Source organism: Pantoea sp. JZ29 (assembly GCF_035190385.1).
GTDB classification, from domain to species: Bacteria; Pseudomonadota; Gammaproteobacteria; order Enterobacterales; family Enterobacteriaceae; genus Pantoea; species Pantoea stewartii.
Genome location: NZ_CP045241.1, coordinates 536,826 through 554,627 on the forward strand (window position 1 = coordinate 536,826; position 17,802 = coordinate 554,627).

Sequence of the window (17,802 nt, forward strand, 5' to 3'; positions counted from 1 at the left end):
TTACGCGTCAATTTTTCAGCTGCATTCAGAGGTGTGTGTCATTTCGGTGATTCACAACCTATAACGTTCCTTGCTTCCGTGGGCCGCAGCTGACCCTGACAGGAGGCTGAATAATCCGTAAGGAGCAATTTCGATGCGTCATTACGAAATCGTATTTATGGTTCATCCTGACCAGAGCGAACAGGTTCCTGGCATGATCGAGCGTTACACTGGTGCTATCACTGGTGCAGAAGGCACGATCCACCGTCTGGAAGACTGGGGCCGCCGTCAGCTGGCTTACCCAATCAACAAACTGCACAAAGCACACTATGTTCTGATGAACGTAGAAGCGCCGCAGGAAGTGATTGACGAGCTGGAAACGAACTTCCGCTTCAACGACGCCGTTATCCGCAGCATGGTTATGCGCGTTAAAAACGCGGTAACTGAAGCATCACCGATGGTTAAAGCGAAAGACGAGCGTCGTGAGCGCCGCGAAGATTTTGCTAACGAATCCGCTGATGACTCAGATGCTGGGGATTCTGAAGAGTAATCCATCGTGACGGTTAATCGGCTGCGCCTGTCTGGCACCGTGTGTAAGACGCCAGTTCGAAAAATTAGCCCGTCAGGAATTCCGCACTGTCAGTTCGTGCTTGAGCACAACTCGGTGCAGATGGAAGCCGGATTTCACCGGCAAGCCTGGTGTCGAATGCCTGTTATTCTTAGCGGCAGCGCCCATCAGGTGATTACTCAACATATAACGGTCGGCACGCAACTCATTCTCGAAGGCTTTATTAGCTGCCATCAGGCGCGAAATGGTCAGAGTAAAATGGTGTTACATGCCGAGCAGATTGAATTGATAGATTCTGGAGACTAGCCAAATGGCACGTTATTTCCGTCGTCGCAAGTTCTGCCGTTTCACCGCGGAAGGCGTTCAAGAGATCGATTATAAAGATATCGCAACGCTGAAAAACTACATCACTGAAAGCGGCAAGATTGTACCAAGCCGTATCACTGGTACTCGCGCAAAATACCAGCGTCAGCTGGCTCGTGCTATCAAGCGCGCGCGTTACCTGTCTCTGCTGCCGTACACTGATCGTCATCAGTAATCGGCAACTGTCCATTAACGACTTTAAGAGGATAAGGTAATGCAAGTTATTCTGCTTGATAAAGTAGCAAACCTGGGCAGCCTGGGTGATCAGGTTAACGTTAAAGCGGGCTACGCTCGTAACTTCCTGGTTCCACAGGGTAAAGCTGTTCCTGCTACCAAGAAAAACGTTGAATTCTTCGAAGCACGCCGTGCAGAACTGGAAGCCAAACTGGCTGACGTTCTGGCAGCATCTAACGCGCGCGCAGAAAAAATCAACGCACTGGGCACTGTTACCATCACGTCTAAAGCAGGCGATGAAGGTAAACTGTTCGGTTCCATCGGTACCCGCGACATCGCTGACGCTGTTACTGCAGCTGGCGTTGACGTTGCTAAGAGCGAAGTTCGTTTACCGAACGGCGTTCTGCGCACCACCGGTGAGCACGAAGTGGACTTCCAGGTTCACAGCGAAGTATTCGCGAAACTGATCGTGAACGTGGTTGCAGGTTAATTTTTATTAGCCTGCCGCACCTGAACGCCGACACTTGTGTCGGCGTTTTTGTTTTCAGTCGTTAACACCCTTTCTTTTTCTGCCCGGCCCCATCCCTCTTCACCGGCACCCGCATCTTCACCATCACATAAAGGCGTACCGGACAGCCCGATCCTCATGCGATTAACGCGCTGTTTGCCGATTAAAAGGTGACGATGATATGTGCGGCTAAACCCTCAGCGCATCAGGGTGACGACGCGACATCACCGACCACACTCCGTCATCTGTGCTGACGCGGCTATCCGCTTGTGTTGCGGTTGGTCAGCCCGGAAACCGGGCGGGCAAATAAAATGACGGCCATGAAGGGCGCAACCGGTGACGGACCGCCACCGGGGAGGACTTATTCTACACGTAAAAAGCTGCCGTCCGGCTGGCGGGTAAACAGGACGGGACCGTTAGCGCCTTCCAGCGTTAAGCCTGTAACGACGCCATTCGCATCCCGCCGGATCTTCACCTGCTGCCCCTGCTTCAGCGTACTGAGCGGCTGATCGTTGCCCTCAACGCGTGCCATGGCAAACACATCATTGACCGGCAGATTATTGTCGCGGAACAGCTGTGCCAGCGTTTGTCCGGCGGCAATCTGATAGCTGTGCCAGTCACCCTGCGTGTCCGCCTTCGGTTCGGATTGGGCAGAGGAGCGAGACGGTTTGTTATCGTAGATATCCGCCTGCATCGGCACGTCTTTTTCGGCCGAAGGTGTCACAGGCCGTTCGACCGGATACTGCGGCGTGCTGGAGGGCCAGAGAAAGGCCAGCAGCAGTACGATGACGGCAATGACGATCCCCCGACGGTGGAAAGCCGGGAGCGGGTCCATCCAGCGAATATCGTCTGTAAAATGCCAGAGGCGATACAGCCAGTTGGGCAGGCGAGACGGGACGTCTGAAGTCATATCGGGTTCCTCCGCTCCGGCACCTTGCGACCGCGTTCGTTGCGGCAGTAAGTTCTGTAACCGGGTTAAAATACGCAGTGCATGCGTCCTGCGGCGACGAGGGGCTATCTGGCCCATATTCTCTCTCTTTCTTATAGTGCCACTGACAAGGGGGAACTTGTCACTTATACAGTATGGGCAATGTGGACGCGAAGTGCCTGCCAGCATTGGTAAATTTGACCTGCGTATTGTTTCTCTTTCGCCGACAAAAGTCATCTGTAGCGCTGCGGATTTTACGCCAGCGGCCAGCGCTGTTATGCTGCCCGTCTTACTATATCCGAGAGTGAAAGGAACGAAGATGACTACCCCTTCTTTCGACAGCGTCGAAGCACAAGCAAGTTACGGTATTGGTTTACAGGTTGGCCAGCAGCTGCTGGAATCTGGTCTGCAGGGGCTGCAGCCAGAAGCACTGCTCGCGGGCCTGCGCGACGCGCTGGAAGGGAACTCACCTGCGGTGCCTGTCGATGTGGTACATCGCGCCCTGCGTGAAGTACATGAGCGTGCGGAAAGCGTGCGTCGTGAGCGCGTGGAAGCCATGGCCGCAGAAGGCCAGGCTTTCCTGCAGGACCATGCTCAGCGTGAAGGCGTCAGCAGCACCGAGTCAGGTTTACAGTTCAGCGTGATTACGCAGGGCGAAGGCCCGATTCCTTCGCGCCAGGACCGCGTACGCGTGCATTACACCGGTAAACTGATCGACGGCACGGTGTTTGACAGCTCTGTTGCACGTGGCGAGCCGGCGGAATTCCCGGTCACCGGCGTGATTGCGGGCTGGATCGAAGCGCTGACGCTGATGCCGGTTGGCTCAAAGTGGGAACTGGTGATTCCCCACAACCTCGCCTACGGCGAGCGTGGAGCGGGCGCGTCCATCCCGCCATTCAGCACCCTGATTTTTGAAGTTGAGCTACTGGAAATCCTGTAAGGATAAAGGGCGGCGCGATGCTGCCCTTACCCCTCTACTGCTGTAAGTTTACCTGCCAGAGAGCGAATCCCGTCTCGTCATTCCCTGTCGCCTTCATGGGATATTGCGCATGCTGCTGAATAAAGTGTGTGGCTTTATCGCCGGGTGCGGTTTCAAAGCGAATATCAAGAGGCTGCGCGGCAGGTATTGCAGCCAGTCGCCAGTTATTATCCGCCTGTGGGCGCACTTCACCGTGCTTTTTGGTTTCGGCACTGATATACGCCGCCAGAATCGCGCGGTTTTCATCAGGCGAGGCAAAGGCAATGTATTTGTCGCCCGTTCCGGCAAACTTGCCCGCGTAGGCCCGGTAGTTATTGGTTGCTACCAGGAAGGTCGCCTTAAGATCGATGGGTTTTCCCTGCCAGCGAAGATCTTTAATGCGTGACGCGTCCGGATGGATCAGGTTGCACTCTTCGTCGTAACGGGCGGGTTGTGTGACATCAATCTGATAGCTCACGCCGTCAATCACATCGAAGTTATAGGTGCGGAAATTCCAGTTGATCAGCGGCTGTGTGCGGCGACTGGTCGGATCGATTTGGTTAAACTGACCCGCAGAGCACTCCAGCCAGTCTTTCACCTGCTCGCCGCTGACTTTCATCACCACCAGCGTATTCGGATACAGATAGAGATCGGCTGCGTTGCGGAAGGTCAGGTTGCCTTTCTCAACTTCCACATAGCTGGCAGGATCGTTTTTACGTCCCCCGGCTTTAAACGGCGCGGCGGCAGACAGTACCGGCAAGTGCGCCAGATCGGGATCGCCCTGGATAAAATGCTCGACGTAGGCGCGCTGGGCGTTATTCACAATTTGCACAGTAGGATCGTCCTGCACCAGCGACAGATAGCTGTACATCACATCCGCAGATTTTCCGATAGGCTGGGCGACAAAGGTGCGGGTAGCATCATGATCGTCTTTCAGAACCTTAACCAGTGCAGGATCTTCAGCAGCCAGCGCAGTTTTATGCGCGATATCGTAGATCGGACGCGCCTGCGCGGTACCGCTTGTCACCTGCCAGTGATTGCCTTCCTTGCTCAGCACCAGATCCACCACACCAAGATGATCGCCCCACATGCCGGGCATGACCGCAGGCACACCGTTTAATGTTCCTTTCTCAATGTCTGCACCTTTGATCCCCGCAAACTCTTTCCCCGGGAATACGGCATGCGCATGACCAAACATAATGGCACTGATGCCCTGAACTTCGCTGAGGTAATAAACCGAGTTTTCTGCCATCGCCTGATACGGCTCGCTGCTTAACCCTGAATGGGCTAATACGACAACCACGTCCGCTCCTTTAGCGCGCATTTCGGGCACGTAGCGCCGGGCGGTTTCTGTAATATCGTCCACCCGCACTTTGCCCTGCAGGTTGCCTTTATCCCACACCATAATCTGCGGCGGGACAAAGCCGATATAGCCGATGTTCACCGTCTGCGTGTTGCCGTCGCGATCGGTCACTGTGGTGGGTTTAATCAGATAAGGCGTAAACAGTGGCTTACCGCTCTTCAGATCGATGACGTTGGCATTGACGTAAGGAAAATGCGCGCCCGCCAGGGCTTTTTGCAGATAGGGCAGACCATAATTGAATTCATGATTGCCCAGCGTGCCCGCGCTGTAATCCAGCGTATTCATCGCCTTATAGACGGGATGGACTTCACCCTGTTTGAGCCCTTTCTCAGCCATATAGTCGCCTAACGGGCTACCCTGAATCAGATCGCCATTGTCCACCAGCACGCTGTTCGTGACTTCCTGACGCGCGGCATGGATCAGGGACGCAGTGCGCACCAGACCATATTTTTCTGTGGGCGTATCTTTGTAATAGTCGAAGTCCATCATATTGCTGTGCAGATCGGTCGTTTCCAGCACGCGTAAATCCACGGTGGCTCCCTGTGCTGCAACTGAAACGCTCAGTGCCAGTAACATCATTCCCGCCTTAACCATGTTCACTCCCAACGTTAAAAGATCAAGGCTACAAAAGTAATGTAAAAGGCTGATGAAAGGGCAGATTAAAACGTGATGCAAATAACGTTTTGAGCCTGACTGGTGCCGCTTCAGTCATATCAGTGCAGAGGCCAGCGTGAAAAGAGGTCTTTGCCATTGTGGGCTATTGTGTTGATATAGCTGAAAAAGGATTCAAAATGTTTACCTGAAACCAGGGGCGAGCATGAAGCTGCTAAAATGTACTCCAACAGGCATAACAGTTAACGCGTAGCATTCGCATACATGAGGTGACAAATGTTAGAGCAAATAAGCCAACTGGCGCGTGAGGCAGGCGACGCGATTATGCAGGTCTATAACGGTTCGGTTCCCGCTGATGTTTCGCATAAAGCAGACGATTCGCCCGTCACAGCAGCCGATCTGGCCGCGCATGATGTGATTGTGAAGGGCCTGAAACAGCTGACACCGGATATTCCGGTGTTGTCAGAGGAAGATCCGCCCGGTTGGGAAGTCCGTCAGCACTGGCAGCGCTACTGGCTGGTGGATCCGCTTGACGGCACCAAAGAGTTTATCAAACGCAATGGTGAGTTTACGGTCAATATTGCGTTGATCGAGCAGGGCAAACCGATCATGGGCGTGGTGTACGCGCCCGCGCTGGGCGTGATGTACTCGGCAGCAGAAGGTAAAGCCTGGAAGGAAGAGGGCGGAGAAAAGCAGCAGATTCACGTTCTGGATGCACGTCCACCGCTGGTGGTGGTGAGTCGTTCCCACAACGATGATGATGAGATGAAAGAGTATCTGAAGCAGCTAGGGGAACATCAGACGGTGGCAACCGGCTCATCGTTAAAATTTTGCCTGGTCGCTGAAGGTAAGGCCCAGCTTTATCCGCGCTTTGGACCCACCAATATCTGGGATACCGGCGCAGGTCATGCCGTTGCTGTCGCGGCAGGTGCCCACGTCCACGACTGGCAGGGAAGAACGCTGGATTATGCGCCGCGTGAATCTTTCCTGAATCCGGGCTTCCGTGTATCGCTGTTCTGACGTCAGACGGGAGGCACTCGCCTCCCGACTTCACCTGTCAGGGTGCTTTTAACAGCGTTTTTAACAACGTAATGACTTCTTTGACTTCCTGCTGCGTCAGTGCCCCGTCTTTGACATATTTCACCTGACCGTTTTTATCCAGCACCACAATGGCCGATCCGCCTTGCTGCAACTGCCAGGCGTGCTGCACATTGCCCTTGCTGTCGACGATAAACTGCGACCACGGATACTGCTTTTTATTACTCTGAATGCTGCTGCGAACAAACAGGCTGGTGCCGGGAATGGCATCATCGGTGTTCACAATCGTGGTGGTCTGATAGCGATCGTGTGACAGTTTCGCTGACTTGATGGCCTCAACCAACGCTGCATTCATCTCTTTAGCCGATGAGCGGCCTGCAATGTGCTGTATGACACGTACTTTTCCGTTCAGTTGCGCGCTGTTCCAGTCTTGATAACTGAATTTTTCCTGCGCCAGGATCAACTCGCCTTTGTCATTGACGCCCACGGGCGGCACGCGTTTTCCCGGCTCAAGATTGTGGGCCAACGCACTTACAGGAAGCAGCAGTGACAAGGCCAGTGCGGCCAGAGTGATACGCCTCATTATTTTCTCCAGTGATCAGACCAGTTAGTCATCCAACTGTAATAGTAAGCAGGGATGATGCGGCTGTCTCAAAAAGCTGTCAGCTTTGTTATCAACCACACAATTCTGTAACGAACGAAGGTTTATACTGAATAGTGAAAAGTAAATAACAGAGTATTCTGTAATGTTCTGTCAGCACGGTAAAAAAAGTTATTTCTGGTCGTGCGAAGTAAGCAGAGTGTTCTATAGTTTATCTCGCATTCGCGCTTCATGGACCCGTACCGAATTTGGCAACGGTGAAGCGTGCTTAAAAATTAAGGAGTTAAGAAGTATGAAAATCTTCCAGCGCTATAATCCGCTACAGATAGCAAAATATGTTAAGACGCTGTTTAAAGGAAGGTTGTACATCAAGGATGTGGGCGCGTTTGAGTTTGATAAAGGTAAAGTCCTGATCCCCCGGGTCAAAGACAAACAGCACCTGAGCGTGATGTCAGAAATTAACCGCCAGGTCGTTCGTCTCAAGCTAGAGTTTAACTAAAAAACAGGGCGCCGATGGCGCCCTGAGTGTTTCTATTCTTCGCTTTTCGTCACGTTCAGCATCGGCGGTCGTTCATCAATCCGTGTCACCAGCAGCTGATCAATGCGGTAACTGTCGATATCGACCACTTCAAACTTGTAGCCCGCAAATTTCACAAAGTCGGTACGTTTCGGGATTTTACGCAGCATATACATCATAAAGCCGCCAATCGTTTCGTAGTTACCCGACTGCGGAAAATCATCGATATCCAGCACGCGCATAACATCATCAATCGGCGTCCCGCCTTCCACCAGCCAGGAGTTTTCATCGCGCGCAACAATCTGTTCTTCCATGCCCTGACCCACCAGGTCGCCCATCAGCGTCGTCATCACATCATTCAGCGTAATGATACCGACCACCAGCGCATATTCGTTCATGATGACCGCGAAGTCGTCGCCCGCCGTTTTAAAGCTTTCCAGCGCCTCAGACAACGTCAGGGTATCCGGAACAATCAGCGCGGAACGAATCTGCACGCCGCTGTTCAGCGCCATGCTCTGATTGCCCAGCACACGCAGCAGCAGCTCTTTCGAATCGACATAGCCAACGATGTGGTCGATATCCCCATTACAGACCAGGAATTTCGAGTGAGGATGTTCAGCGATTTTTGTTTTCAGGCTGACTTCGTCTTCGTGCAGATCAAACCAGACGATATTTTCACGTGACGTCATGGAGGAGGGCACGGTGCGTGATTCCAGCTCAAACACGTTCTCAATCAGTTCGTGTTCCTGCTTACGCAGCACGCCAGCCAGCGCACCGGCTTCCACAACCGCGTAAATATCGTCGGACGTGATATCGTCTTTGCGTACCATCGGCAGCTTAAAGACGCGAAAAAAGACGTTGGCCAGGCCGTTAAACAGCCAGACCAGCGGCCGCATAACCAGTAAACAAAAGCGCATGGGATTGATAATCCGCAGGGCAATGGTTTCTGGCGCGATCATGCCTACCCGTTTTGGGGTTAAGTCGGCGAACAGAATAAACAGGCTGGTGACGATGGTGAATGAGCAGATAAAACTGAGCTGTTCGGCCAGTTCGTGAGACATAAAGCGATTGAAGAGGGCGGAAAATGCCGGGGAAAAGGCCGCATCACCGACGATACCACCCAAAATGGCGACGGCGTTCAGGCCAATTTGCACCACGGTGAAGAACATGCCGGGCGTTTCCTGCATCTTCAATACCCGCTGAGCGTTAACGTTGCCTTCATCAGCCAGCAGTTTCAGCTTAATCTTGCGGGCGGCAGCCAGCGAGATTTCGGAGAGAGAAAAAAAAGCACTGATTACGATCAGTAGCAGAATGACAAGTAAGCTATCAAGCATAAGTAATCCAAAGAGTTATCCACTTGTCATTTTTGGCCTGGGCAGCGTGCGGTTGATGCGCTTCTTCCCTGTACGTACGACGCAGAGGAGCTATCCGTGCCAAAAATGTCTGCGCCCGTTCGACAAGGTTGTAAGGGGAAAGGGGCAGAAATGAAGACAGGCGGGATGCCTGCGGTGGGTGATTATAGCAGCAGCGAGGAGGCCGCCGCCAGAGGGCAAACAGTGGCTTATAATGAGGTTTTCAGCTCAGGATGCATGTGTAATGCAGGAGAGCGGTCTACTGGCGTGCGGCCTGTCTGGACAACAAGGTCGTTGTATCGTGCGTCCGTTTTACCGACAATAATGCGCAATTTGACTTAGAACGCGTTACAGACTGCCCTTTGGCAAAAAGTGCGGCTATGATGAGTAAGTTGCCGTTGCGATTGTGACGGCAACAAGGATTAACACGCGCCCTGCGGAATGGGGCGGGCATGAGAGACAGGAGTACAGGTGCCACGATTTTATGTTTATTGCATGGCGGGCTTATTGCTCGTCGCGCCCGCCTTTGGGGCGGCACCGGTTCGACTACAGCTTGAAGGGCTGACCGGCGAACTGCAAAAAAACGTCAGGGCACGCCTGTCGACCATCAGCAGCGACGAAGTCACCAACGATGGCCGTTTCCGCGCGCGTGTATCGGCCGCTATCAAAGAAGGGCTTCGCGCGCTCGGCTACTATGAGCCTGATATCGACTTTGAATCACGCCCTGCCCCTGCGCAAGGCGGCCGTCCGGTGCTCATCGCGCGCGTGACGCCTGGCCAGCCGGTAAAGATTGCCGGTAGTACGATCATTGTCACCGGTCAGGCAAAAAACGATGCAGACTATAAAAACTGGATCGCCCAGGGCCGCCCTAAAGTTGGCACAATCCTCAATCATGGTCAGTACGATAAATTCAAAAGTGGCTTTACCAACCTGGCGCTGCGCAACGGCTATTTCGATGGCGAATTTGAAAAAAGTCAGTTAGGCGTTTCCGTGGCGCGCCACGAAGCCTTTTGGGATATCGACTACAATAGCGGACCGCGTTACCGCTTCCGCGATGTCACCTTCCAGGGCTCACAGATCCGTGACGCCTATTTGCAAAATCTGGTGCCGTTTAAAAAGGGCGACTATTACAGTTCCCGTGATTTGGCTGAACTGAATCGCCGCCTGTCGGCGACGGGGTGGTTCCAGTCGGTGGTCGTCGCGCCGGAATTTAAAGAGGGACGCAAAACCAAAGTCCTGCCGTTAAATGCGGCCGTTTCCCCTCGGGCAAAAAATATTGTTGAAGCCGGTGTCGGGTATTCGACGGATGTCGGGCCGCGCCTGAAAGGCACCTGGAGAAAGCCCTGGGTTAACGACCGTGGCCACAGCATGATGGCCAGTGCCTATATTTCTGCGCCTGAGCAGCAGGTGGATCTCAGCTACAAAGTTCCGTTACTCAAAAGCCCGCTGGAGCAGTACTACACTTTTTCAGGCGGGCTCAAACGCACCGATCTGAACGACACCAAAGCGGATACCAGCACGCTGGCAGTATCGCGTAACTGGGACAGCAGCAGTGGCTGGCAAAGGGCCGTCAATCTGCGCTGGAGCCTTGACCACTTTACCCAGGGGAATGTCACCAATACCACGATGTTGCTTTATCCCGGCGTCAGTCTGAACCGCACGCGCTCACGCGGTGGCCTGATGCCGACCTGGGGCGACTCGCAGCGTTATTCTGTCGATGTGTCCGATACCACCTGGGGATCGGATGTCGATTTCCTGATCCTGCAGGCGCAAAACGTCTGGATTCGTACGCTGGGCGAAAAGAACCGCTTTATTGCACGCGGCACGGTGGGATGGATTGAAACCAACGACTTCGATAAGGTGCCGCCGGATCTGCGCTTCTTCGCCGGGGGGGACCGCAGTATTCGTGGCTATAAGTACAAAAACGTCTCGCCGCGTGACAGTGATGGCAAACTGACCGGAGCCTCAAAAATGGCCACCGGTTCACTGGAATACCAGTACAACGTCAGCGGAAAATGGTGGGGTGCGGTGTTTGTTGACGCCGGTGAGGCCGTCAATGACATCAGCCAAAGCGATATTAAAACCGGTGCCGGTATCGGCGTGCGCTGGGCATCGCCTGTGGGGCCCATTAAGTTTGATATTGCGCGTCCCATTGGCGACAGGGAGGAGCACGGTTTGCAATTTTACGTAGGATTGGGGCCTGAACTATGAAGCGCTGGAAAAAGGTCCTGACTGGCTTTCTGATTTTTTTGGTCTTGTTGTTGGCTGGTGTGGCATTTTTGATTGGTACGACGCCGGGCCTGCATTTAGTGTTAAACGGCGCGTCGCGCTGGGTACCGGGATTATCCATCAACAAAGTGGATGGCGGCTGGCGTAATCTTACGCTCAGCGGTCTGCGTTACGACATGCCGGGCGTCAGCGTTAACGCGGGCAATATCCATCTGGCGGTAAATCTCAATTGCCTGCTGCACTCGTCGGTCTGCGTCGATGATCTGACGCTAAAAGATATCAGTGTGGTCGTCGACAGTAAAAAGATGACGCCGTCGGCGGCGGCACCCGAAGACGATAACAGCGCGACCAATCTCAGTACGCCGTATCCCATCAGCCTGCGCCACGTCGGGCTGCATAACATCAGTGTGAAAGTCGATGATACCGCGATTTCGCTGGTGGATTTTTCCACCGGATTACACTGGCAGGCGCGGGCGTTAACGCTGAATCCTACCCACATTCAAAGCCTGTTAATTGCGCTGCCTAAAGCGGCAGCGGTCGCGAAGGAGCAGGTGGTCGATCCGAAAGTCCAGCAGCCGCAGCCAAACGAGAAGCCGCTGGGCGAAACGCTGCAGGCGATGTTTGCCAAACCCCTGCTACCGACACTGCCGGACTTCCAGTTACCGCTGGATATCGATGTTCAGGACATCGTGGGCGAACAACTGCGCATTACCGGCGATACGGATATCGTTGTGAATCAGCTGCGTGTGAAGGCCAAAACGCTTGACCGCCATATACAACTGCAAACGCTGGACGTGGACTCAAACCTCGGCAGGCTCAACGGCAGCGGCCAGGCCACGCTCGCAGACAACTGGCCCGTTGATTTTGCCCTGAATGGCGATGTGAATGTTGATCCGGTTAAAGGGGAAAAGCTGAGTCTGACCTTACAGGGCGCGATGCGTGACGAGCTGAAGCTGGCGCTCAACCTCTCTGGCCCGGTCAGGGCGCAGCTGGATGCCCGCGCTCAGCCTGCCGTTGCCGGTCTTCCGCTGGCATTAACCCTGACCAGTCCGCAACTGCGCTGGCCGCTCACCGGAGCGGTTCAGTATCAGGCGGACAATCTCGACTATCAGTTCAAAGGCAAGGCGACCGACTACGTGATGTCGCTGCGCACGGCGGTGAAAGGCGAAGCGGTGCCGCCTGCCACGATTACGCTGGACGGTAAAGGGAATAGTGAACAGTTCAGCCTGGACAAGCTGCGTGTGGCAGCGTTACAGGGCACTATCGATCTGACGGCGCTGGTGGACTGGAGCAAAGCCATCAGCTGGCGCAGTGAACTGACGCTGGCGGGCATCAATACCGCCCGCCAGTATCCGGACTGGCCAGCCAGACTGGAGGGTAAAATCACTACGCGCGGCAGCCTGTATGGCGGCAGCTGGCAGCTGAGTATGCCGCAACTGATGTTGAAGGGTAACGTCAAACAGAACGCGGTCAGTGCGGACGGAACATTACGGGGCAACAGCTACAACCAGTGGGATATTCCGGGTATTAAGATTGCGCTGGGCCGCAATCATCTGGATATCAAAGGCAGTCTGGGCGAAACGCTGAACCTGGATGCCAACGTGGATGCCCCCCATCTTGATAACGCATTGCCGGGACTGGGCGGTGTGGTCAAAGGGGATATCAAAGCCCGCGGATCGCTGAAAGCCCCTCAGCTGCTGGCGGATCTGACGGCCACTGGCTTACGTTGGCAGCAACTGCTGGTCCGGCGCGTAACGCTGAAAAGCGATGTACGCTCCAGCGACCAGATCGCCGGTAAGCTGCAGTTGCGCGTTGAACAACTGAAGCAGGATGCGCTTAACATTAATCTGTTGACGCTCAATGCTGATGGCGACGAAAAGCAGCATCAGCTTAAACTTAACGTGCAGGGCGAGCCGGTATCGGGTCAGCTCGCGCTGAACGGTAGCTTTGACCGCCAGACGGAGACATGGAAAGGCAGCCTGAACAATACGCGTTTTAATACGCCCGTCGGGGAATGGCGTCTGACGCGCGCTATGGCGATCGACTATGTTAATCAGAAGCAGACTGCGTCAATCGGCCCGCACTGCTGGCAAAACCCCAACGCGCAGCTTTGTGTGCCAGAACCGATTGAAGCCGGCCCCAGCGGTCACGCTCATGTGGTATTAAACCGCTTCGATCTGGCGATGCTAAAACCCTTCCTGACTGACCAGACCCAACTGAGCGGCGTGTTCAGCGGTGATGCCCGCGTTAACTGGACGGCGGATGGCAAACTGCCCGTCGGCACGCTGGCGCTGAAGAGTAATAACGTGAAAGTCGCGCAGGATGTGCAGGGCAATACGCTGCCCATCGCGTTTAACACAATTAATGTCAATGCGGCACTGCGGGACGGACGTGCACAGCTCGACTGGCTGATTCGCCTCGTCAATAACGGCCAACTGGATGGCAATGTGCAGATTACCGATCCGCAACAGCGCCGTGAGCTGGGTGGCAATGTGAATATCCGCAATATCTCGCTGGCGATGATCAATCCCGCCTTAATGCAGGGCGAGAGCATCAAAGGCCTGCTGAACAGCGATCTGCGCCTGGGCGGCACAGTGCAGCAGCCGCAGCTTTTTGGGCAACTGGGTCTGAAAGATGTGAATGTGAAAGGCAACTTCATGCCGGTGGATCTGACCAGTGCCAGTCTGAACATGGTGTTTAACGGCATGAGTTCGACGCTGAATGGCCTGCTACAGACCGCACAGGGCAATATCAACCTGAGCGGCGATGCGGACTGGAGCCAACTGGATAACTGGCGTGCGCGCGTAGCCGCCAAAGGCAGCCGGGTCCGTGTCACGGTGCCGCCAATGGTGCGCATGGATGTGTCGCCGGATGTGGTATTTGAAGCCACGCCAGCCGCCTTTAATCTTGACGGGCGCGTCGATATTCCCTGGGCACGTATCACGGTACAGGAGGTTCCTGAGAGCGCAGTCGGCGTATCGTCTGATGAAGTTATGCTGGATAAAAACCTTAAACCGATTGCGCCTAAAACGGCCTCAATACCGATTAACAGTAACCTGACCATTCATGTTGGAAACGATGTGCGTCTGTCGGCCTTTGGACTGAAAGCCCGTCTGAATGGCGATCTGAAAATGGTCCAGGATAAATCAGGACTGGGACTCAACGGACAGATCAATATTCCATCCGGCCGTTTCCATGCTTACGGTCAGGACTTGATCGTGCGTAAAGGCGAGCTGCAGTTTGCGGGCCCGCCAGACCAGCCTTATCTTAACCTGGAAGCGATTCGTAATCCGGATGCGACCGAGGATGGCGTAACGGCAGGATTGCGCGTTACGGGGCTGGCGGATGAGCCGAAAGTGGAAGTGTTCTCCGATCCGGCGATGTCACAGCAGGAGGCCCTTTCTTACCTGTTACGCGGTCAGGGGCTGAATAGCGACGGCGACAGTAACGCGTTAACGTCAGCGTTAGTCGGCTTAGGGGTTGCACAAAGTGGGCAGGTTGTGGGTAAAATCGGCGAGACATTCGGTGTCAGTAATCTTGCCCTTGATACGACCGGCGTTGGCGACAGTCAGCAGGTACAGGTCAGCGGCTATGTGTTGCCGGGTCTACAAGTAAAATACGGGGTTGGCATCTTTGATTCACTGGCAACGTTAACCTTACGTTACCGACTGATGCCCAAACTCTATTTGGAAGCCGTGTCCGGTGTGGATCAGGCTCTTGATTTGCTCTATCAGTTTGAGTTTTAGTAATGCGAATAATTGTCTATGGCAGTTTACGGCGCAAACAGGGAAACAGTCACTGGATGACACATGCGCAATGGTTGGGTGATCACCAGATTGAGGGTTATGAACTCTACAGTCTGGGTCACTATCCTGGCGTGATCACGGGCGAAGGAACGGTATATTGCGAAGTCTACCGAATTGATGCCTCCATTCTCGCCGAGTTAGATGCGCTTCGGACCAAAGGTGGTGAGTACAAACGCCATCTGATTCAGACGCCGTTTGGTAGTGCGTGGCTTTATGTCTATCAGCGTTCGGTCGCGGGTCGCCAGCGTATCCAGAGTGGAGACTGGCTGAAGCGTGATGAGGAGCAGGAAAGCCACTAATACGTTGCGGTTGCGTGTATCAGGCTAAATGCTTCTCAGGTAAAAGGGTTCATGATTGTTATGTGCCCTTTTATCCATGCACTAAAGTGGCTTAAAGCCCTCTCTGTTTCTTCCTGCGCCAACCTGATAGCGGTAATTTTCCGATCATTCACTTTTACAGCGTAATCGTACATCCGCGGGGTTAGTTATAAAAAAGCGGTTTGCGAAAAAGAAATATACATTGATAATCGCGCCCACATGACGCTTGCGAGTCTGTACGCATGCGAGAAAATCGCATAATGGTGCCATTATCACGACGCCAGCAAAACTTTACCAAAGTGAAAAGCAATGAAAAAAACAATCAATATTTATCTTGTCGCAGTTTTTTTATTTTCATTACCGTTATTGCTTGCCAATACTTTTTACATTGATGACAACGGAAGAGCCATTACAGGGAATGCGCTTTGGGGCCGGGATGGGAGGCCTTTAGCTGACCTGCTAATGAAAATATTATTTCTTAGTTCTCACGTTTCAGACATTTTTCCTTTACCGCTGATCATCACAAGTGTGCTTATCGCAGTGGTATTAGCGCACTATCATCGCCGCCACTTTACGTCACTCAAAACCTGGGTCGGTGCTTTAGCCGCGCTGAGTTTTTTTGCTAACCCTTATCTTGCTGAAATCTTTTCCTATCGTTTTGACGTGCTCACCATAGGTTGCGCGCTGGTGTTGAGCATCGCATGGATTTTATTTCCTGTGCAGAAAACATGGATACAGTTCTTAGTGGCTGTACTTGCTATCGTTGCCATCTTTAGCCTCTATCAGATTGCGGCAAACATTGCTGTGATGATGGTGTTCGTGATCGTCTTTGGACAGATGGTCAACAATGCCCCTGCCACAGAGATCATTCGTGGGCTTATACTGCGAAGCGCAGAGTTTATCGTCGCCTCAGCTGTTTACCTCAAAATTGTTTTACCATTGACTTTTTCAGGTGAGTACGCAGCTAATCATCCGGCTATTGCCTTTGAGCAATTGTGGCTCACCGCTTGCAATAATGCGCTCGCATACTGGCACTTCGTTAATGCCACCTTTTATAAAGATGGTAAAGGAATGGCTGTGCTCATGGTTGTCCTGAGTGCGTCAGTGGTCTCCGCAGCGATAATCGCTTCGCGTTATATAAAGCAACAACGTAATCCAGCCAGGATTATTGTTGCAGTTATAGCGCTGTTTTTACCTTTCGCTGCATTCCTGATGATTCCCGGTAGCCTGCTCATTTTACAAAATCCATTACTTGCACCTCGGGTCATGCTGGCAGTGAGTGGGTTTATGTTGTTCAGTGCAACATTACTGGCGTGGGCGATGAAAGGAAAATGGTCATTCGTAAACATGGTTATCGCAATTCCTTTGCTCTACGCCTTTACAGGTATATATGTCTATGGGAATGCCATTCATCAGCAAGATGAGATTAATGCCGCAATCACACAACGGTTAAAACAGGACACCAATGCATTATCCGTTGGCTCCCTCTATATGCAGTTTTATGGAGCCTCGCCGCGTTCCCCAGTATATCTTAATTCCCTGAATAACTATCCGGTTCTCAGCGCGCTGATTCCTGAATATTTCGCCAACTGGTGGTTTCCATTTCCTTACATGGCGATAAGGGGCTTTCAGGCTAAAAATCCTATTCAGGACAATATTACTGTGAGCAATGAAGATTTGGTTATGGCGCTGTGTCACGGAGAGCGCATTGCACATAATCAGGATTATGATTTATATAAGTACCATGACCGACTGACCGTCGACTTTACGCTAAAGGGTTGCCAGCACTAATGTATAAGAGCTTGCTGTAATTTATTAGTTTTGAGACAAAAAAACAGGCCCATTGCTGGGCCTGTTTATATCAACAGATTTAGCGTGTATCCTGTGCTGCAACTTCAGTTTTATTTCACAGCACAAGTGGCATTACTTCTTCGCCGCACGCTCAAAAGACGAGACGATCTCGGCTTTGGCTGCTTCGGCGTTATCCCAGCCGTCAACCTTAACCCATTTGCCTTTTTCCAGATCTTTGTAGTGCTCAAAGAAGTGGGTGATCTGCGCACGCAGCAGTTCTGGCAGGTCGTTTACATCTTTGATGTGATCGTACTCTTTGGTGAGTTTGGTGTGCGGGACAGCAACCAGTTTGGCATCTTCGCCAGACTCGTCGGTCATTTTTAACACGCCAACCGGACGGCAGCGGATCACTGAGCCGGGCTCCAGTGGGTACGGTGTTGGAACCAGTACGTCTACCGGGTCACCATCCAGCGACAGCGTATTGTTGATGTAACCATAGTTGCATGGATAGAACATTGCCGTAGACATAAAGCGATCCACAAACAGGGCTCCAGAATCTTTATCAACTTCATATTTGATCGGATCGGCATTCGCCGGGATCTCAATAATTACGTAGATATCTTCTGGCAGGTCTTTACCTGCTGGCACCTGGTTCAAACTCATCGGGTATTCCTTCAGTCGTCGTATGTTGAGTGTCG

General features: G+C 52.9%; 16 protein-coding genes. 11 read left to right on the forward strand and 5 right to left on the reverse strand.

What is annotated here, in order from left to right; genetic code table 11:
• The first annotated feature begins 133 nt into the window (after positions 1-133).
• From rpsF to rplI, 4 genes are read left to right on the forward strand one after another with little or no spacing between them, the layout of a single operon-like run.
• The gene (rpsF, locus tag GC090_RS02585) at positions 134-529 is read left to right on the forward strand and encodes a 30S ribosomal protein S6 (protein WP_006120928.1); all 396 of its coding nucleotides are present in this window, start codon (positions 134-136) and stop codon (positions 527-529) included.
• A gap of 6 nt (positions 530-535) precedes the next feature.
• On the forward strand, positions 536-853 hold the full coding sequence (priB, locus tag GC090_RS02590; protein WP_006120927.1) for a primosomal replication protein N: 318 nt from the start codon (positions 536-538) through the stop codon (positions 851-853).
• A gap of 4 nt (positions 854-857) precedes the next feature.
• Positions 858-1,085 carry a 30S ribosomal protein S18 gene (gene rpsR / locus GC090_RS02595; protein WP_000135199.1) on the forward strand — a complete coding sequence of 76 codons (228 nt, stop codon included), beginning with the start codon at positions 858-860 and terminating at the stop codon, positions 1,083-1,085.
• Positions 1,086-1,124: 39 nt separating this feature from the next.
• Entirely contained in the window at positions 1,125-1,574 is a 450-nt protein-coding gene (gene rplI / locus GC090_RS02600) for a 50S ribosomal protein L9 (protein WP_006120926.1), read from the forward strand.
• A gap of 379 nt (positions 1,575-1,953) precedes the next feature.
• Here rplI and GC090_RS02605 read toward each other — a convergent pair whose 3' ends face one another.
• Entirely contained in the window at positions 1,954-2,619 is a 666-nt protein-coding gene (locus GC090_RS02605) for an OapA family protein (RefSeq protein ID WP_317453268.1), read from the reverse strand.
• A 220-nt stretch (positions 2,620-2,839) separates the two neighbouring features.
• Here GC090_RS02605 and fklB point away from each other — a divergent pair, with 220 nt between their 5' ends.
• Complete coding sequence (gene fklB, locus GC090_RS02610; RefSeq protein WP_006118358.1) at positions 2,840-3,460, forward strand: BamJ family beta-barrel-assembly machinery protein; 621 nt, start codon at positions 2,840-2,842, stop codon at positions 3,458-3,460.
• Positions 3,461-3,494: 34 nt separating this feature from the next.
• Here fklB and GC090_RS02615 read toward each other — a convergent pair whose 3' ends face one another.
• On the reverse strand, positions 3,495-5,435 hold the full coding sequence (locus tag GC090_RS02615) for a bifunctional 2',3'-cyclic-nucleotide 2'-phosphodiesterase/3'-nucleotidase (protein ID WP_324020801.1): 1,941 nt from the start codon (positions 5,433-5,435) through the stop codon (positions 3,495-3,497).
• Between the two features lie 294 nt (positions 5,436-5,729).
• On the opposite strand from GC090_RS02615, the gene cysQ reads away from it, so the two are divergent.
• Positions 5,730-6,473, forward strand: a complete 744-nt coding sequence (cysQ, locus tag GC090_RS02620) for a 3'(2'),5'-bisphosphate nucleotidase CysQ (RefSeq protein WP_039341801.1) — start codon at positions 5,730-5,732, stop codon at positions 6,471-6,473.
• 37 nt (positions 6,474-6,510) lie between these two features.
• Here cysQ and GC090_RS02625 read toward each other — a convergent pair whose 3' ends face one another.
• A complete protein-coding gene (locus GC090_RS02625; protein ID WP_324020803.1) occupies positions 6,511-7,074 on the reverse strand; it encodes a YtfJ family protein in 564 nt (187 codons plus the stop codon).
• A gap of 310 nt (positions 7,075-7,384) precedes the next feature.
• Between GC090_RS02625 and GC090_RS02630 the strand changes: the two genes are divergently transcribed.
• On the forward strand, positions 7,385-7,591 hold the full coding sequence (locus tag GC090_RS02630; RefSeq protein WP_003855513.1) for a stringent response modulator YtfK: 207 nt from the start codon (positions 7,385-7,387) through the stop codon (positions 7,589-7,591).
• Positions 7,592-7,623: 32 nt separating this feature from the next.
• Here GC090_RS02630 and GC090_RS02635 read toward each other — a convergent pair whose 3' ends face one another.
• Positions 7,624-8,943, reverse strand: a complete 1,320-nt coding sequence (locus GC090_RS02635; RefSeq protein WP_033740022.1) for a polyamine export protein PaeA — start codon at positions 8,941-8,943, stop codon at positions 7,624-7,626.
• Positions 8,944-9,456: 513 nt separating this feature from the next.
• On the opposite strand from GC090_RS02635, the gene tamA reads away from it, so the two are divergent.
• The 4 genes from tamA (at position 9,457) to GC090_RS02655 (ending at position 17,104) form a co-directional block, all read left to right on the forward strand.
• Positions 9,457-11,172: an autotransporter assembly complex protein TamA gene (gene tamA, locus GC090_RS02640; protein ID WP_324021510.1), complete on the forward strand. Its 1,716-nt coding sequence runs from the start codon at positions 9,457-9,459 to the stop codon at positions 11,170-11,172.
• The gene (gene tamB / locus GC090_RS02645; RefSeq protein ID WP_324020805.1) at positions 11,169-14,936 is read left to right on the forward strand and encodes an autotransporter assembly complex protein TamB; all 3,768 of its coding nucleotides are present in this window, start codon (positions 11,169-11,171) and stop codon (positions 14,934-14,936) included. Before tamA ends, tamB begins: the two co-directional genes overlap by 4 nt.
• Before the next feature lie 2 nt (positions 14,937-14,938).
• Positions 14,939-15,295 (forward strand): gamma-glutamylcyclotransferase family protein, encoded by a 357-nt coding sequence (locus tag GC090_RS02650; protein WP_058708626.1) that lies wholly within the window; start codon positions 14,939-14,941, stop codon positions 15,293-15,295.
• Positions 15,296-15,622: 327 nt separating this feature from the next.
• Positions 15,623-17,104, forward strand: a complete 1,482-nt coding sequence (locus GC090_RS02655; protein WP_324020808.1) for a glucosyltransferase domain-containing protein — start codon at positions 15,623-15,625, stop codon at positions 17,102-17,104.
• Positions 17,105-17,236: 132 nt separating this feature from the next.
• Here GC090_RS02655 and ppa read toward each other — a convergent pair whose 3' ends face one another.
• Complete coding sequence (gene ppa / locus GC090_RS02660) at positions 17,237-17,767, reverse strand: inorganic diphosphatase (RefSeq protein WP_006118350.1); 531 nt, start codon at positions 17,765-17,767, stop codon at positions 17,237-17,239.
• Between the last annotated feature and the right edge of the window lie 35 nt (positions 17,768-17,802).

Bases quoted from the DNA above. Each gene is read 5' to 3' on its own strand.
- GC090_RS02625 (WP_324020803.1), bottom strand. From the start codon at position 7,074: ATGAGGCGTATCACTCTGGCCGCACTGGCCTTGTCACTGCTGCTTCCT.
- GC090_RS02655 (WP_324020808.1), top strand. From the start codon at position 15,623: ATGAAAAAAACAATCAATATTTATCTTGTCGCAGTTTTTTTATTTTCA.
- GC090_RS02630 (WP_003855513.1), top strand. From the start codon at position 7,385: ATGAAAATCTTCCAGCGCTATAATCCGCTACAGATAGCAAAATATGTT.
- rpsF (WP_006120928.1), top strand. From the start codon at position 134: ATGCGTCATTACGAAATCGTATTTATGGTTCATCCTGACCAGAGCGAA.
- GC090_RS02605 (WP_317453268.1), bottom strand. From the start codon at position 2,619: ATGGGCCAGATAGCCCCTCGTCGCCGCAGGACGCATGCACTGCGTATT.
- cysQ (WP_039341801.1), top strand. From the start codon at position 5,730: ATGTTAGAGCAAATAAGCCAACTGGCGCGTGAGGCAGGCGACGCGATT.
- rplI (WP_006120926.1), top strand. From the start codon at position 1,125: ATGCAAGTTATTCTGCTTGATAAAGTAGCAAACCTGGGCAGCCTGGGT.
- tamB (WP_324020805.1), top strand. From the start codon at position 11,169: ATGAAGCGCTGGAAAAAGGTCCTGACTGGCTTTCTGATTTTTTTGGTC.
- GC090_RS02635 (WP_033740022.1), bottom strand. From the start codon at position 8,943: ATGCTTGATAGCTTACTTGTCATTCTGCTACTGATCGTAATCAGTGCT.
- tamA (WP_324021510.1), top strand. From the start codon at position 9,457: ATGGCGGGCTTATTGCTCGTCGCGCCCGCCTTTGGGGCGGCACCGGTT.
- ppa (WP_006118350.1), bottom strand. From the start codon at position 17,767: ATGAGTTTGAACCAGGTGCCAGCAGGTAAAGACCTGCCAGAAGATATC.
- GC090_RS02650 (WP_058708626.1), top strand. From the start codon at position 14,939: ATGCGAATAATTGTCTATGGCAGTTTACGGCGCAAACAGGGAAACAGT.
- fklB (WP_006118358.1), top strand. From the start codon at position 2,840: ATGACTACCCCTTCTTTCGACAGCGTCGAAGCACAAGCAAGTTACGGT.
- rpsR (WP_000135199.1), top strand. From the start codon at position 858: ATGGCACGTTATTTCCGTCGTCGCAAGTTCTGCCGTTTCACCGCGGAA.
- GC090_RS02615 (WP_324020801.1), bottom strand. From the start codon at position 5,435: ATGGTTAAGGCGGGAATGATGTTACTGGCACTGAGCGTTTCAGTTGCA.